The organism is Paenibacillus sp. NPDC057934, from assembly GCF_042887565.1.
In the GTDB taxonomy this organism is placed as follows: domain Bacteria; phylum Bacillota; class Bacilli; order Paenibacillales; family Paenibacillaceae; genus Paenibacillus_AQ.
In genome coordinates, this window is record NZ_JBHVPB010000018.1 from 47,819 (window position 1) to 62,525 (window position 14,707).

The 14,707-nt window shown below is 48.4% G+C and carries 17 protein-coding genes, 1 rRNA gene and 1 riboswitch; of the genes, 3 read left to right on the plus strand and 15 right to left on the minus strand.

Features of this window, described 5'->3' with window-relative positions; translation table 11 throughout:
• Positions 1-67: 67 nt before the first annotated feature.
• From ACFVRY_RS28105 to ACFVRY_RS28115, 3 genes are all read right to left on the minus strand, one after another.
• Positions 68-1,231, minus strand: coding sequence for a resuscitation-promoting factor (locus tag ACFVRY_RS28105; protein ID WP_387503554.1), 1,164 nt, complete (start codon positions 1,229-1,231; stop codon positions 68-70).
• Positions 1,232-1,514: 283 nt separating this feature from the next.
• Positions 1,515-1,743, minus strand: a riboswitch (cyclic di-AMP (ydaO/yuaA leader).
• Positions 1,744-1,942: 199 nt separating this feature from the next.
• Positions 1,943-2,713 (minus strand): TatD family hydrolase, encoded by a 771-nt coding sequence (locus ACFVRY_RS28110; RefSeq protein WP_387503555.1) that lies wholly within the window; start codon positions 2,711-2,713, stop codon positions 1,943-1,945.
• Positions 2,714-2,767: 54 nt separating this feature from the next.
• A complete protein-coding gene (locus ACFVRY_RS28115) occupies positions 2,768-4,051 on the minus strand; it encodes an HD domain-containing protein (protein ID WP_387503556.1) in 1,284 nt (427 codons plus the stop codon).
• 306 nt (positions 4,052-4,357) lie between these two features.
• Here ACFVRY_RS28115 and ACFVRY_RS28120 point away from each other — a divergent pair, with 306 nt between their 5' ends.
• Positions 4,358-4,612: an AbrB/MazE/SpoVT family DNA-binding domain-containing protein gene (locus ACFVRY_RS28120; protein WP_042123095.1), complete on the plus strand. Its 255-nt coding sequence runs from the start codon at positions 4,358-4,360 to the stop codon at positions 4,610-4,612.
• Positions 4,613-4,855: 243 nt separating this feature from the next.
• A complete protein-coding gene (locus ACFVRY_RS28125) occupies positions 4,856-5,011 on the plus strand; it encodes a hypothetical protein (protein ID WP_387503557.1) in 156 nt (51 codons plus the stop codon).
• Positions 5,012-5,379: 368 nt separating this feature from the next.
• Here the strand turns inward: ACFVRY_RS28125 and rsmI are convergent, their stop codons facing one another.
• From rsmI to ACFVRY_RS28175, 10 genes are all read right to left on the minus strand, one after another.
• Positions 5,380-6,285, minus strand: coding sequence for a 16S rRNA (cytidine(1402)-2'-O)-methyltransferase (rsmI, locus tag ACFVRY_RS28130; protein WP_387503558.1), 906 nt, complete (start codon positions 6,283-6,285; stop codon positions 5,380-5,382).
• On the minus strand, positions 6,282-7,052 hold the full coding sequence (locus tag ACFVRY_RS28135; RefSeq protein WP_387503559.1) for a tRNA1(Val) (adenine(37)-N6)-methyltransferase: 771 nt from the start codon (positions 7,050-7,052) through the stop codon (positions 6,282-6,284). The genes rsmI and ACFVRY_RS28135 overlap by 4 nt, the downstream gene beginning before the upstream one ends.
• Positions 7,053-7,149: 97 nt before the next feature.
• The gene (gene yabA / locus ACFVRY_RS28140; RefSeq protein ID WP_066367987.1) at positions 7,150-7,515 is read right to left on the minus strand and encodes a DNA replication initiation control protein YabA; all 366 of its coding nucleotides are present in this window, start codon (positions 7,513-7,515) and stop codon (positions 7,150-7,152) included.
• Positions 7,516-7,545: 30 nt separating this feature from the next.
• A complete protein-coding gene (locus tag ACFVRY_RS28145) occupies positions 7,546-8,346 on the minus strand; it encodes a PSP1 domain-containing protein (protein WP_066367989.1) in 801 nt (266 codons plus the stop codon).
• A gap of 138 nt (positions 8,347-8,484) precedes the next feature.
• Positions 8,485-9,459 carry a DNA polymerase III subunit delta' gene (gene holB, locus ACFVRY_RS28150; protein ID WP_066367990.1) on the minus strand — a complete coding sequence of 325 codons (975 nt, stop codon included), beginning with the start codon at positions 9,457-9,459 and terminating at the stop codon, positions 8,485-8,487.
• Between the two features lie 20 nt (positions 9,460-9,479).
• The gene (locus ACFVRY_RS28155) at positions 9,480-9,923 is read right to left on the minus strand and encodes a YaaR family protein (RefSeq protein ID WP_387503560.1); all 444 of its coding nucleotides are present in this window, start codon (positions 9,921-9,923) and stop codon (positions 9,480-9,482) included.
• A 95-nt stretch (positions 9,924-10,018) separates the two neighbouring features.
• Complete coding sequence (locus ACFVRY_RS28160) at positions 10,019-10,348, minus strand: cyclic-di-AMP receptor (RefSeq protein WP_066368004.1); 330 nt, start codon at positions 10,346-10,348, stop codon at positions 10,019-10,021.
• A gap of 77 nt (positions 10,349-10,425) precedes the next feature.
• Positions 10,426-11,067 carry a dTMP kinase gene (tmk, locus tag ACFVRY_RS28165; RefSeq protein ID WP_387503561.1) on the minus strand — a complete coding sequence of 214 codons (642 nt, stop codon included), beginning with the start codon at positions 11,065-11,067 and terminating at the stop codon, positions 10,426-10,428.
• On the minus strand, positions 11,068-12,738 hold the full coding sequence (locus tag ACFVRY_RS28170) for an aminotransferase class I/II-fold pyridoxal phosphate-dependent enzyme (protein ID WP_387503562.1): 1,671 nt from the start codon (positions 12,736-12,738) through the stop codon (positions 11,068-11,070). It abuts the gene before it with no gap.
• Positions 12,739-12,950: 212 nt separating this feature from the next.
• Positions 12,951-13,136, minus strand: a complete 186-nt coding sequence (locus ACFVRY_RS28175) for a sigma factor G inhibitor Gin (RefSeq protein WP_066368015.1) — start codon at positions 13,134-13,136, stop codon at positions 12,951-12,953.
• A 207-nt stretch (positions 13,137-13,343) separates the two neighbouring features.
• Here ACFVRY_RS28175 and ACFVRY_RS28180 point away from each other — a divergent pair, with 207 nt between their 5' ends.
• Positions 13,344-13,868, plus strand: a complete 525-nt coding sequence (locus tag ACFVRY_RS28180; RefSeq protein WP_387503563.1) for a hypothetical protein — start codon at positions 13,344-13,346, stop codon at positions 13,866-13,868.
• Between the two features lie 88 nt (positions 13,869-13,956).
• Here the strand turns inward: ACFVRY_RS28180 and ACFVRY_RS28185 are convergent, their stop codons facing one another.
• Together ACFVRY_RS28185 and rrf are read right to left on the minus strand one after the other, a co-directional pair.
• Positions 13,957-14,370 carry a hypothetical protein gene (locus ACFVRY_RS28185; protein ID WP_387503565.1) on the minus strand — a complete coding sequence of 138 codons (414 nt, stop codon included), beginning with the start codon at positions 14,368-14,370 and terminating at the stop codon, positions 13,957-13,959.
• A gap of 246 nt (positions 14,371-14,616) precedes the next feature.
• Positions 14,617-14,707 (minus strand): 5S ribosomal RNA (gene rrf / locus ACFVRY_RS28190); the annotation flags it as partial.

The following is a 14,707-nucleotide window of genomic DNA, read 5'->3' on the forward strand; positions in this document are numbered from 1 at the left end:
GCACAAGTTATTCTTAATTGCTACCCTCACTATAGCTGATTCAACCTAATTTTGCAAAAGCTCAGACTTAGTTAAGCTCTGGTTTTACAGGTCCGATCACATACACAGCACGAGACTTGCGTCCGAAATTACGTGCATGGTTCAGCGAATCGTAGTAGACATCCACCTTATTGCCTTTGATAGCGCCACCAGTATCTTCTGCACGGCGGAAACCCAGGCCTTCGATATATACCCACCAACCGATAGGAATTACATTAGGGTCCACTGCAATCGTACGTCCTTCCGTTACGCGTGTGCCGGAGGCGGTACGAGTTCCAATGCCCGGTTCTTCTGAAGAATAAGCAGTCATCGAGACGTTCTTGATTAATTTCTTGTATTCAAAATTGACGCCCGATTTAGTGGCGACATTACTGCTCTTGGCACTGGTTTTTGTTGAAATGGTAGCATTAGCTGTTTTGGAAGTTGTTGTTTGGGCCACTGTTACAGGTTTTGGGAGAGGCTTTGTGCCAACGGCGATAATTTTGTCTTTGGTCACCGTCTGCACTTCTTTCCCAACCATACGCATGGAAGCCAGTTCACCGTCTTGATAAACCTTTTCGATGTGCTGGATCATGACGCCTGGTGCGCCCGCCTGTGCCACTCTGACTGTTCCCTTGGTAAGGGAGGGGTCTGCCGTCTTGATGACTCGATATGGCAAGTTCGTTGTCCGCTGTACAGTTTGTTTGTTAATGCGGACAATCTTGATATCCATATTGGCAGAGATAGTGGTATCTAGCGAAGGGAAAATCTTATCATGGCCTTCGAGGGCAATACCCAGCTTCTTGATGGCCTGACCGATTGTTTTCTCGGTCGTATAAAAAATCTTTTTTGCACCATCCGCAGAAAGACTGAATGGCTGCGCACGGTTAATTACGACACGGTCGCCGTCTTTTATTTCATCACTAAGGCCTATAGATAGTTGATCATGCGGCTGCAGCGAAATTTGCTCTTTTGCTAGTGCATCACTGAGAATCGCTTCACGCGTTTCCAGAGACTGCGTTTTCCCGTCTATTACTAAAGTGATCTGCTTGCTGCTTTGACCGTGCACGTACAGCAGAATGATCAGCGTGATCAAAATCGATAACACGCCGGCAAGTGAAAGTACGCGAAAATTCACTTGTTCCCACCGTAAAGCGTAAGACCTGCTGGATGATTGCGAATCATGGGATACTTCTGGTTGGAATACGCCCATTCTCTCCATCCTCCTTACATAGCCCCGTCGTCAGCTGTATACCAAGATGACTGTCATCATTCGGACGAAACTATTCGAGATTGTCACAGGACACGCTATTTGCAATACCTTTGCGTCTCCTGCTCATGGATCGCCTGCCCGGCATAGTGCTCCCCCCACATCTGTTATATAACAGTATGCAGGGTACATTCGCATTATTCAAAATAAAAGAAGCCTAAAAGAGTTCTATGAGGACTCTTTCGTGGCTTCTCCGATGTTAGAATACGCGGCTTATGCACGAGGTTTCCTCTCTTACTTTCGCTTACGGGGTTAGCTGTCGGGTTCGGACGAAAGAGAGACGCCCTATCTTGGGTCACCCGCTCACGGCGGTTGCCCTTAAATTCACCCCAAAGACCACGTGAAGAAATCAAATAGTGTCTGCGGCATTCTATGCTGTGCTTGTGGTACTCTGCATGCGGCAAAACAATATTGGTTCCCCCGTTCTCCATACGGAGACTCAGCGAGACGATCCATGATAGCGTGGGCTGTCACTGTAACAACAGCTCACTGCACTGAAAAGATGATATCCTTTTTTGATGCATGTTGTAAAGGACGATTCAACCACGTTTACGCAAATATATGGTTAAAATATTGTAATATTCGGCTGTTTTTTTATTAAAAAAGTTTAATACATCGGCTATCCTCTATTTTTCACCGTGTTTTCTCCCGATTTCACTCAATGCCAAATCGTTCCAGCGCGTTCGCATACGTAATTTCAGCCAATTCCTCCCAAGTTATCCCTTTAATTTCTGCCGCAGCTTCTGCCACCAACTTGACATGAGCGCTCTCATTTCGCTTCCCGCGGAAGGGGTGTGGCGTCAGATACGGGGAGTCTGTTTCGATCAACAAACGGTCCAGTGGCGTCTGCGCCAGCACCTCTTTGGGAACCCTTGCATTCTTGAACGTTATCGGTCCTCCGAAGGATAAATGGAACCCCAAATCCAAGCACATTTTCGCTGTCTCCCAGCTGCCGGAGAAGGAATGCATTACACCACCAACCTCGTTAGCCTTCTCCTCGCGGAGAATTCGTACCACGTCCTCATGGGCATCTCGATCATGAATACAGATAGGCATCTTCAGCTCACGGGCTAGTCCGATCTGCTTACGGAAGACCTCATGCTGCACGTCCTTAGGAGAGGTATCCCAGTAATAATCGAGACCGATTTCACCAATGGCGACAACCTTCTTGTGACTACACAGCGAGGCGATCCAATCGAGGTCCCCCTCCTTCATGTCAATCGCATCCTGCGGATGCCATCCCACGGCTGCATAAATATAATCATACGATTCGGCGAGCTGCATCGTGGTTGGAATCGTCTCCCGGTTAAATCCGATATTGATCATTTTGCTGACACCGGCCTCCACCGCACGGGCAATGACCTGTTCACGGTCCTCGTCGAATTGCGGAGCATCCAGATGGGTATGTGTGTCGAATAAGTACATGTACTGTTGTCCTCCCGGTCTTGATTTCTATGTTCAAAGATAACTATTTAATCTTTATTTCGCGAATATTTCAGCAATGGAGTCAGGCAGTTTTGAAAGCGCCTTATTCAGCTTGTCTTGTGGAAAATATAAGTGATATCTTCCACGGTGAATGCCGCTGATGGAACGAATAATGTCTGAAACTTCCGAAATTTCACGCAGCCGATCCTTCCGGTCAAGCAGCAATATTTGGTTGCTGTCAAAACCCTCTCCCGGACGAAACACATCATACGGAAGGTCTGACGGAAAATCAATTTCCAAATCATATTCCGGGTTCAGTCCCGCTCCGGCAAAACTGCGGCGAATTTCGTCAATCGTCTCCGGATCGAGGCTCTCCATCTCCACATATTTATACAGTTTACGATGAATAAACCGGCTACACAAGTCGCTTAGCAGCCCATCCTCCTCCAGTGTCCATTGCATGAAGGCTGTCTGAACTAGCGCCTCATCTAGCAGCAAATACTGTTCCACTGTCACTTCTCCCTGAAGCAAGTCACCCAGCGGATGAATCATAAATTTAAAATTATACCCCTCTAAATACAGCTCTTTAGCCCGGCGGAAAATCTGTCGTAAAATAATTTCAGAACTCCGGGTTACCGGGTGGAAATATACTTGCCAGTACATTTGATACCGCGACATCAAATAGTCCTCTATCGCATGCATTCCTGATTCCTTAACTACAACTCTTCCATTGTAGGGACGAAGCACCCGCAGAATTCGATCGATGTCAATCGTGCCGTAGTTTACGCCGGTGTAATAAGCATCGCGCAGCAGATAATCCATCCGGTCAGCATCGAGCGGACTGGACACCAAATTGACAACAATTTCGTGCTCATAGGTTTTAGCGATAACTGAAGCCACTTTCTGAGGAAAATCTTCCTCTACATCCCGCAGAATATTGGTGATTTCTGTGTTCTCCAGAATGATCCGGCACGTCCAGTCCTCATGGTTCATTTCAAAAGCTTCTTCTATAGAATGGGAGAACGGACCATGCCCCAAATCATGAAGCAGCGCTGCACAGAGCGTGAGCAATCGTTCTTCCGGAATCCAGCCTTTATATCCACTTCGCTCAAACTGGGAAATAATTCGACGGGTAATTTCATAGACACCAAGAGAATGCGAGAATCGGCTGTGTTCTGCACCATGGAAAGTCAGATAAGAGGTGCCTAGTTGCCGAATCCGGCGCAACCGTTGAAATTCCCTGGTATTAATCAAACGCCAGATGATCACATCCTGCACGTGAATATAATTGTGAACCGGATCTTTGAAAACCTTCTCTTCTGTGAGCGGCTTCTTCATGACATCAACTCCTTCATATAATTTTAATTAGTCATTTCGCGCTTGGCGGTATATAATGGGTAATAATGTCGCACTTTGTCGAATTATGACACAAAATGAGTGGTTGAATCGACAAAATTTATTTATGTAATTTTTGGGTGGTTTCGCTTCAAACCTAACAGCACTGTACATTTCCATAAAATTACCCTAAAATTCGTTAGAAAAAAGGTTGACTGTTTTGGGAATCGTTGGTATTATGGATATCATAAAACAGTGAAGAATGTCGAATAATGACGCTTTTGATATTTGAAAGGGGCAACGATTACTATGATGAAATCAACAGGAATTGTAAGAAAAGTAGACGAACTGGGACGGGTTGTTATTCCAATTGAATTGCGCCGTACGCTTGGCATTGGTGAAAAGGATGCGCTCGAAATTTACGTGGACGGTGAGCGGATCATGCTTAAGAAATATGAGCCTGCCTGCATCTTCTGTGGCAATGCTGAGAACGTAACTTATTTCAAAGGAAAAATTGTTTGTCATGAATGCATTTCTACTATCCCTACCCCTGTGACAAACTAAAACAAATAGTATATAATAAGAATAAATCAAATTGTTAATTCTAACCTTTTTATATCTCCTTGGCCCTCCGTGTATGCGGGGGGTACTTTTTTTTGTGGGGGCACCCTCCCAAACCCTCCCTGTAGGGAGGGCCCCAAAGGGCTGCCAGCCCTCTGGACACCCGGAAGGGCACACCCGCGGACAGTGCGGCAATCGCGGACGGAAGGTGGTGGTAGCGTTAGGACCGGCCCCCTGGGCCTCGTCATGCGGCGCGGACGAGATGAGCTACGGCGTGCGGATTGTGGCGGCTCTCCCTTTGGGAATTGGCTTGCGTCGGCGATAGGCGTACAGCTGATTCGGCGAATGAGTTACGACGAGCGGACTACGGCGGCTCTCCCTTCGGGAATTGCCCTACGTTAGCGCCGGGTGGTGATACGTCTAACCCAGCGTGCTACAGATGGCGGGGGTTCATCGCTCTCCCTTCAGGAATCGGCTTGCATCGGCGATAGGCTTACAGCTGATTCGGAGAACGAGTTACGACGAGCGGACTACGGCGGCTCTCCCTTCGGGAATGGCTGATGTCTGCGCTAGGCATACCGTTGATTCGACGGATAAGTTACGACGAGCGGACTGCGATGGCTCTCCCTTCGGGATTTGCCTAGCTTCGTCGTAAGCATTACTTCTTCAAAATAACCGCTTAATGTTTTCCCAATATTCCCTCAGCATTATCAAACATCATTTACCCTGTCCAATTTATACACTTAGATCCAAATTATACTTTTAGAATGCTATTCCCGCTCCAGCAGCGCGTTATAAATATCTCGTTTGGCCACACCGCGGTCGGAAGCGGCTTTTTTCATAGCTTCTTTGCGAGGGATGTCGTTAGCCTCGTAGTGGGCTACGTGTTCTTCGATGCTCAGTTCACGCCACCAAGCGGACTCGGCAGCGGCTGCCTCTTCTTTACTCTCACCCTCAACGACAATGACATATTCTCCAAGCGGAGGATGCTCGTCTAGCCAAGCGCTACACTCTTCAATCGTTCCGCGCAGAAATTCCTCGTACCGCTTAGTTAGTTCACGGGCTAGAACAACACGGCGGTTACCGAATGCCTCCTGCAAATGCTCCAAGGTCTTAAGTACCCGATGCGGGGACTCGTAAAACAATAATGTTCCCTGAGCAGAACGCAGAGGAGCTAAGACAGCACGAATGTCTTTACGCTCCCGGGGAAGAAAGCCGGCAAAAGTGAAGGTTGTCGTCGGCAATCCGGAAGCAATCAATGCGGACAACGCAGCGTTCGCACCGGGTACCGGAATGACCGGGATACCATGGCTAATAGCAAGTGCAACGAGGTCAGAACCAGGGTCAGAAATAGCCGGCAGACCGGCGTCACTGACAAGCGCCAAATTTTTACCTTCTATTATATAGCGTATTAGCTCCGGCCCACTTGCCGCCTTATTATGCTCGTGATAGCTGAATAGCATAGATGGGGAAATCTCAAAATGACTCAGCAGCTTTCGCGTATTTCGTGTATCCTCAGCAGCAATAATGTCACACTCCTGGAGGGTACGCACTGCACGATAAGTCATATCCTCCAGGTTGCCAATAGGTGTAGCCACAAGATAAAGTGAGCCGCTCCCCTCCGGGCCCCCCCCATCTTTGCTGTTTTGAAAACTGCTCTGGCAAGATATTGTCATGTTCTACCCTCTCCGGCTCCAAAATAGATGTCCATGATCTCCGGACAATATTCATTGTTCTCATTATAAACGATCAACGGCGGCTGCAAACGCACCTCCGGCTTCCCGTCACGCGCTGCTTCGATAAGCACCATATTCGCTTCAAGATGCGCACGGGGATGTACAAAACGGATACTTTTCGGCTCCAGTCTATACTGCCGCATCAGGCTGATAATATCAGCCAAACGCTGCGGCTTGTGTACCATACTCACCTTACCTCCAGTACGGACAAGACGGACACAGGCCTGAATGACTTCCTCCAGTGTACAGCCCAGCTCATGCCGGGCCATCGCCTGGTGTGTATTCATTTTGAGATCGCTCCCGTTCAGCGGCATGTAGGGCGGGTTCACGGTGATTGCGTCATATACACCATAACCTGCCACTGTATGCAGCTCACGTAAATCGCCTTCATGGATGACAATCCGCTCCTCCAGACCATTCATAGCCACGCTGCGGCGGGCCATATCAGCCAGACGGGGTTGAATCTCGATTCCTTCTATAGAAGCACTAGTACGTGTAGTCAGCAGCATGGGAATAACGCCGTTGCCGGTGCAGAGGTCAAGCACTCTGCCACGCGGCGGAATACCTGCGAATCGTGCCAGCAGTACAGCATCCATCGAAAAGCTGAATACCTCATCGCTTTGTATAATGTGCAGATCATGAGTCAATAAATCATCCACCCGCTCCGACGGAAGCAGAGGAATGGCTGAATCTTTGAACGAATTCATCTTGTAGCTCTCCTTACCTTTAAAAAATTTAAATACCGTACATCTCTTCTATATTACAAAAAAACCGTAGGCGTAAATCCCCTACGGCTGGATATCCTCATTTATTAAGAAAAGAAAGACAGAACAGACAATCACCCTCTGTACGCAAATGCCCAAAGTAAACATTGCAGATGTGGAAGCCCTCATGGTATAGACGGGCCAGGTTATCATAACCTTCCCCGACAACCTCTTCTGTTCCTTCGCTTGCCGCCAGAAGCGCTTCTGCTTCCGCCGAATCCACGTTAGGATCTAGGGGTGCTTCCCTCTTTAATATTTTTCTAAGTTGTTCATTTTCGAGACTGAGCCTTTGATTGGCTTCCATCAGTTCTTTTACCGTCTGTTTCCATTCGCCAAGATTGGCGCGCATTGTTTCCATCTGCGCTTCCATATCCTGCATGTGTGCAAATATATTTTTCTTCTCCAAGTTTCCACCCCGAAAGTAACCTTATATGGTTTACTTGACGACAACATCATCCATTGGAAGTTCCTTCACTTTGCCCACTTCAAATAGCTGCACATGAATCGTACGGTTTCCGGCATTAATGCCTACAACCTTGCCTTCCCCTAAAGAGGTAATGACCATTTTACCAACTGCCGGCATTTCTTCCTTCACACTTTCATAATTATCATGCTCAAACTTCAAGCAACACATGAGCCGTCCGCATAATCCGGAGATTTTGGTCGGATTGAGCGAAAGGTTCTGATCCTTGGCCATTTTGATGGATACCGGCTCGAAATCGCCCAGCCAGGATGAACAGCAGAGAACCCGCCCGCAGGGACCCAGTCCACCCAGCATTTTAGCTTCATCACGCACACCAATCTGCCGAAGCTCGATCCGGGTACGGAAGATACTAGCCAGATCCTTAACCAATTCACGGAAATCGACACGTCCCTCAGCCGTGAAATAGAAGATGATTTTGTTTCGGTCAAATGTGAATTCGACGTCCACCAACTTCATTTTAAGGCCATGATCACGAATTTTATTTAAACAGGTGGTAAAGGCATCTTTTGCCGCACCCTTGTTCTCTTCCACCACGCGTGCGTCGGTTTCACCGGCAATACGCATGACTTTCTTCAGAGGCAGTACAACGTCAGACTCCTGCACCTCTTTTTTGCCAATGACGACTTTGCCGTACTCCACCCCACGTGCCGTCTCAACAATCACGCACTGATCCCGTTCAATCGGAAAATCCAGCGGATCGAAGTAATATATTTTACCCGCCTTTTTAAAGCGGACACCTACTACGCTGTACAAAAATTAACCCCCTTGTTTGCCGGTAAAAGGAACCTAAGGGCAAGTCCGCTCCCTGGTAATGCATGCTTGTCCTTCCTCATCGGTTACACCAATACTTCCAGGCTGAAGCGACATATGGAGGATATTCATAATTATCCTTTAGCTTTCCAGACGGATTAAGAACTGCTCCAGACAAAGCTGGGCATTGGCATTGGAGCGCAGCTTTCTTTTGCTCTCTGCAGCAAACTCCATGTAACCCACCCACTGTTCCGTAGTCCGCTGACGGGCATGTCTGGAAATAAAGTCTAACTGATCTATGAAAACGATACTTTCGTGCTTTCGGTACAGGAAGTAGAGCATATCTTTGAACCATAGATGGAACATGCTGAATAGAGTATCCAAATGTTCACCGAGCCCGGTCTTGAACAGCTTCACCCCCGCAGTTGCAAGCGCGGAGCTGCCTTTGCCCAAAGACTCCTTTGCTAATTGTAACACTAGATTTCTCATTTCTGCAAACCAATTCTGTTCCAAAAGTTGCCTGCACCCCTCAAGTCCCGAGGTCAAGGATACGGCGCAGCGGGCCAAGGGAAGCGGAACTCCGTCAGAAGCAAGCGCCTGCAGCATTAGATCCGGATGCACAGGACTGAATGGGATGCGCTGAGTTCGTGATTGTATAGTAGGTAGCAGCGCCCGGCTATTGTCCGAGATTAGAATGCCCACTGCCGGTGCCGAAGGCTCCTCAAGAAATTTCAGCAGACTATTGCCGGCTTGCACCGTCATTTTGTCGGCCTCATCTATAATGTAGATCTTTGGATTAACACCTTCAGACCGATAGGAGAACATTCGCTGCAGCTGACGAATCTGATCAATCTTGATGCTGGCTCCATCAGGCCTCAGGATCGTCAGATCCGGGTGATTGCCATGCTCTACCTTTCGGCATTCCAGGCATTCCCCGCAAGCATCGTCGTCTGATACTGTACAAAATATAGCCTGGGCGAACGTTACGGCCGTACTCATCTGTCCGCTACCAGATGGCCCGCTGAACAGATAGGCATGGCTCACGGTATTGTTACGCAGTGCGTTCTGAAGCAGCCTTTTGGCATCCTCCTGACCCAATATATCATGAAAAGACATAAATTCCTCCCAAATAACTCTTAAAAAGCAAGGTTTAACAATAAACCTCGGATTTCTCCCACCTTGCCCAACAAATCTATGCGACCTTGCTCATTGCTTAGCAGATCATCTGCCATCGACAGCAGCGCAGTATCAATCTCTTCTAGCAGTTTGTAGCGTTTGCTGCGGCCCCGACGATCCCAACCCTTTGTTTCTTTCAGGATTACGCCGCGCCGTGCCGTTTCCTCCAGAAACCGTTTGATCAACGTCCGGTAGATAGACAGTTCTCGAACCGTCATGGATTTCGACAAACGGTCTCCTTGAAGCTGGATTTCCCGAATCTGTCGGTTTAGCTCATCTTTCGTTTTCTGTTCTCCCTGCTGCTGGAACACATCGGAGAACGTTTTTTGCTGAACAGGCTTGTTCAGCCCCTCCGCGTTGGAAAGCTCGCTCTTCAGAGGTCTGTAACCCGGGTTGATCTTCAAGGTTCATCTACCGCCTTTATCAATAATATCAGAAGGACCATAGATTGAGATGCTCTTCCTGATATTGCAAGAATAATGTGTTGTGTAGGAATGCTTTAATAATGTTCAAAACGGTCAACAGGAAGTACAAATACAGTCGCACCACCGACCTGAACCTCTACAGGAAGCGGCAAATATGAATCTGTCGTACCACTCATCGGCGTTACTGGAGTGACTAGCTGCTCACGTACCTTGCAACTGTTGCGGATGACACTCAGCACAGATTCAACCTGAACATCCTCCACCCCAATCATGAAGGTAGTATTGCCCGCTCGCAGGAATCCTCCTGTACTGGCAAGCTTGGTTGCACGAAAATTAGCTTTGACTAATTCACTGGACAACCGGTTACTGTCCTTATCCTGGATAATCGCTACGATCAACTTCATCTTCGCATTCCCTCCTTAAAGAAATATGGAGCTGTCTGGATACAGATCAGCTATCCTATTATATTTGACAAAACCCATCAAAAACCCTTTAATACTCTCTTTTCCAGTGTTCGTACAATATCCTGCTCCACCATATGCAGAGGACGTCCGGCATCCAGCACGACAATTCGGTCCGGATTGTTATTCACCACCAGCTGGTAACCCTCGCGCACTTTCTCGTGAAAAGCCAGGCTCTCCATGTCCAGTCTGTTCACTTCCCTGTCCTGGTTGGCAGCGATTCGTGACAGACCGACCTCGGGCTCAATATCGAGATAGAAGGTTAGATCCGGCATGCGGCTACCGATAGCAAAACGATTGATGTCCCATACCGCTTCCATGCCAAGACCTCTGGCATATCCTTGATACACTAGACTGCTGTCGACAAAACGATCACACAATACGGTAAGCCCTTTCTCTAAAGCTGGCTCGACAACCTCCGCCAAATGCTGGCTGCGGGCTGCTGCATATAGTAATGCTTCCGTACGTGAGTCCATTGCGGTATGCGCCGGATCAAGAATAATGGAACGGATCTTCTCGGCAATCTCAATTCCGCCGGGTTCCCGGGTAATCAGGTACGGAATAGAACGGTTCTGCAGGTACGCCGCCAGCCTCCCTATAATGGTAGTCTTTCCGGACCCTTCCCCCCCTTCCAGTGTGATAAAGAAACCTTGTCGTTCCACTTAATCCTCTCCGCCTTTCTTCTTGTTGTATACCATTATATGCTGCAATGCGGAATCCGCACACGCCTGAAATTTCGCACCGCCATTAGCCAAATCCATTAGCCTTTGACATACAGACTCTGTGATCTTTTCCCCCGGATAAAGCAGCGGAATTCCTGGCGGATAAGGAATAACCATTTCAGCTGCTATTTCCCCAGCGCTATCTGCAAGCCTCATCGGCTTCATATCCTCGGATGACACCGGCTTGAGCGAGAAAGGTACCGGATCTGAAAATAATTCCCTGTTAAAAATGTTCCACGTGGAAACATCGGCGTTGACGATAGATTCTGCTTGGACGTCTTTCTTATCAGTGGCCTGGTGTTCCTGCATCAGATAGGAAGTCTCCGCAGATATGCCCAGCGCTTGACCATCCATACTCACGTATGGTTCATCCGTTGCCCCCCACTGCGCTTCTCTTGACGCGCGCTCTTCTTCGTCAATTTCACGCAGCGCTTGCAAAAGCCGCTGCGCGTCCTCAGCCGAGGAGCCGAGGCTGAACAACAGCACTACGTGCCGGTCGTCGCTCATCTCCGGCACACATCCCTTAGCTTCGAGCCGACGCTGCAGCTCGAAGCCGCCCAGGACCCCGGCGCCGTCATAGAGGACGGCTTTGAAGCGGTCCTGTGTGGTGTACGCCGCCCCGCGCAGCGGCAGCGTGTCACTTCCGGCGGTGCACTGCAGCGGCGCAGCCGGCTGCAGCAGCCTGTAGCGCGGCAGCTCCGCGAGGCCGCGCCACAGAACGTCCACGGCGGCGAGTCCCGCCGTGAAGGCTTCGGGGCCCTGGCTGTGCAGCAGCCGCCGGGCCAGATCAAGCGAGCCCATCAGCGGGTACGATGGGCTCGAGCTCTGCACCATGGCGAGCCGCTGCCGCAGCAGGGCCCGGTCAATCCGCGGTCCCTGTACATGCAGCATAGCGCCCATGGTGAGCGCGGACAGCATTTTGTGCGTGGACTGCACAACACCGTCCGCACCACACATCAGCGCCCCGGCAGGCAAAGCTGGGTGCTGCCCATAATGCGCGCCATGCGCCTCATCCACCAATAGCGGTACCCCGCTATTGTGGCAGGCCTGCGCTAGAGGCGCAAGATCCCTGCCCATGCCGTAATAGTTCGGCATGGTTACCAACACACCGACGGCTTCAGGGTACGCTGCAAGGGCAGCCTGCACCGTCTCCGCCGCTGGAGCTACTGCAAGTCCGCTCAAAGGGTCCATCTCAGGCTCCAGGAACATCGCCCGCACCCCAGCGAGCATTAGCCCATGAATAACCGATTTGTGCACATTCCGCTGCACAATCAAAATCATGCCAGGTTCAGGACATACCGTCAGGATCAACGCCAGATTACCGGCTGTACTGCCTCCCACCAGAAGAAAACTCTCCTCTGCTCCAAAACAATCGGCCGCCAGTTCCTGCGCTTCCCTGATCACACCTTCGGGGTGATGGAGATCATCAGTCCCTGTAATTTCCGTTACATCATACTCCATAATTTCACCCAGAAACCCAGCATCCCTAGGTTCGTCTTCATACGCTCTGCCATTCTTATGCCCAGGAACATGATAAGAAGTATTACCCTGAGCTTTATATTGCTCTAACATCTCATATATAGGTGCACTACTGCGCTTGATCTTATCCATTATCCATTCCTTCCGGTAGGGTTAACCTCTATTGTATCGTAAATACGGGCAAACGCCTATGCCGCAGTTTCTCTTTATGGAAGCACAACAAAACGGCTCCGCCGTCAAAAGGACGGTGAAGCCGTATATACAACTTATTCTGCAACCAACGTGACACCGATCCACCGCCCAACCCTAATTCTATTTCTAATCCTGAGCTTGCGATTTTAATATCAAGCGTTTTTTTGAAGCTGAATCTTCTTCATCTGACCGATAAAAAAGCGATATTTAGCATCCTCTGCCTCAGTACGCACCATCTCAGCCTCACAATCCTCGCAAATAAAATGTGAGACAATCACAATACCTTCCTCTTTCATCTGTCCACAAATGATACAAGCTTGTTCCGGTTGCTGATCCATTTAGCATCCCACCTTGACTCTTTTAAGAACAGTATGATACACCTTCTATCATTTTAAACCTTTTCATAGTATTTTCATATCTATATGATTGTAATTTATCTATATTCAGGTGCTGCCTTCGGGGTTCTTCACACTTCGGTTAAGAAAATGCCTTCATCAGCCGATATTAAAAACATTGAGAACTTACGAGGAGGTCCGTCCTTTTTTATGGAACCCAACACGAATAGTGCAGCTACATTCTATCAATATAAACTAATCCGAAAAATTAACCTGACCCAATCACTCCTGAGTATTTATATTACAATCCCCATGGTATGTCTGGTACTAGAGACGGTATTTCTCTCTTGGTGGAGTATATTCTACATGGTTATCGCCGCACCTGTCGTCTTCTGGATACAATATGTGATCTCGCGATCCGTCCTGGTAATTATGGGCCACCCTATAGCCAAAAAATGGGGCATCTACTTGAAGCTCCCGTGGCTCGGCTACATGCCGGATCAGTACATCAGCTATCGTCTGTTCCGCAAAGTCCAGCTGCATAATTTTTGGATCGGCCTTTGCATCGCAGCACTTTTTATTGTCTGGTCCCCACCTGCTTTTACAGCCTCACTGGTAGTATGCCACCTTTGGCTGTTACTGCCGCGATTATATATTTTGCTACGGCTACGACGGGAAAGCAAGGAAGGCATGCTCAAATTCAACCCGGCGGACGCTTCGTACTACTCACAATGACCAGTTAATGCAATATCTACTTCTATATAGGCTTTGGCGAAAATAACCCATTACAAGTAAAGGCCATCCCTAATCGGATGGCCTTTATCTATTTTCCTCCCAAACTCTTAACAGAGGTCTTCTTTTCCTTCGGAACCATCACAATAAAGTAATCATCATGAACAGATAAATGCACTGTCAATCCATCCTTCTGAAAAACTCGCGATCCCGTCTTATCTTCTTCGTCCTGCTCTACCCAGCCCCATTCCTTGATGGTGTTCAAATAAGGCTCTGGTATACTATCCTTTTCCTTTAAACCAGGCAAAGAATAACGCACATAGTCCATAGCTACATTCGTGGTCGTCCGGTCAGGAGAGTTAGCTTCCTTCGGAACCGGAAAACTCTTTTCATTCAGTGCACCCTCAAATATATCCCAGGAAGGTTGCTTCGTTCCGCAACCCACCAGCATTATACCAACTATACAAAAAACAAGCAGCACCCAGAAAGGTTTGGTTGGCTTCATACCTTAAATCCTCCTTACCTCTACCATGCATCTAAAGACACAAGAAAATTCGGTTTATGAATTTATGAGTAGTTCATTCGTATCAAGGCTATTCTTACTATTTGCACTTTTCTATTATACTTGCATCGATCAAAGTGTCGGTAACAAAAATGTCATCCTATTGGAGACAATTTAGCCTCCAATTGAACTTTATATAAAAATATAAAACAAAAAAACCATTGCTGAACACTCAACAATGGTTTTAGTGCTTGGCGGCGTCCTACTCTCCCAGGACCCTTCGGTCCAAGTACCATCGGCGCTGGAGGGCTTAACGGTCGTGTTCGGGATGGGTACGCGT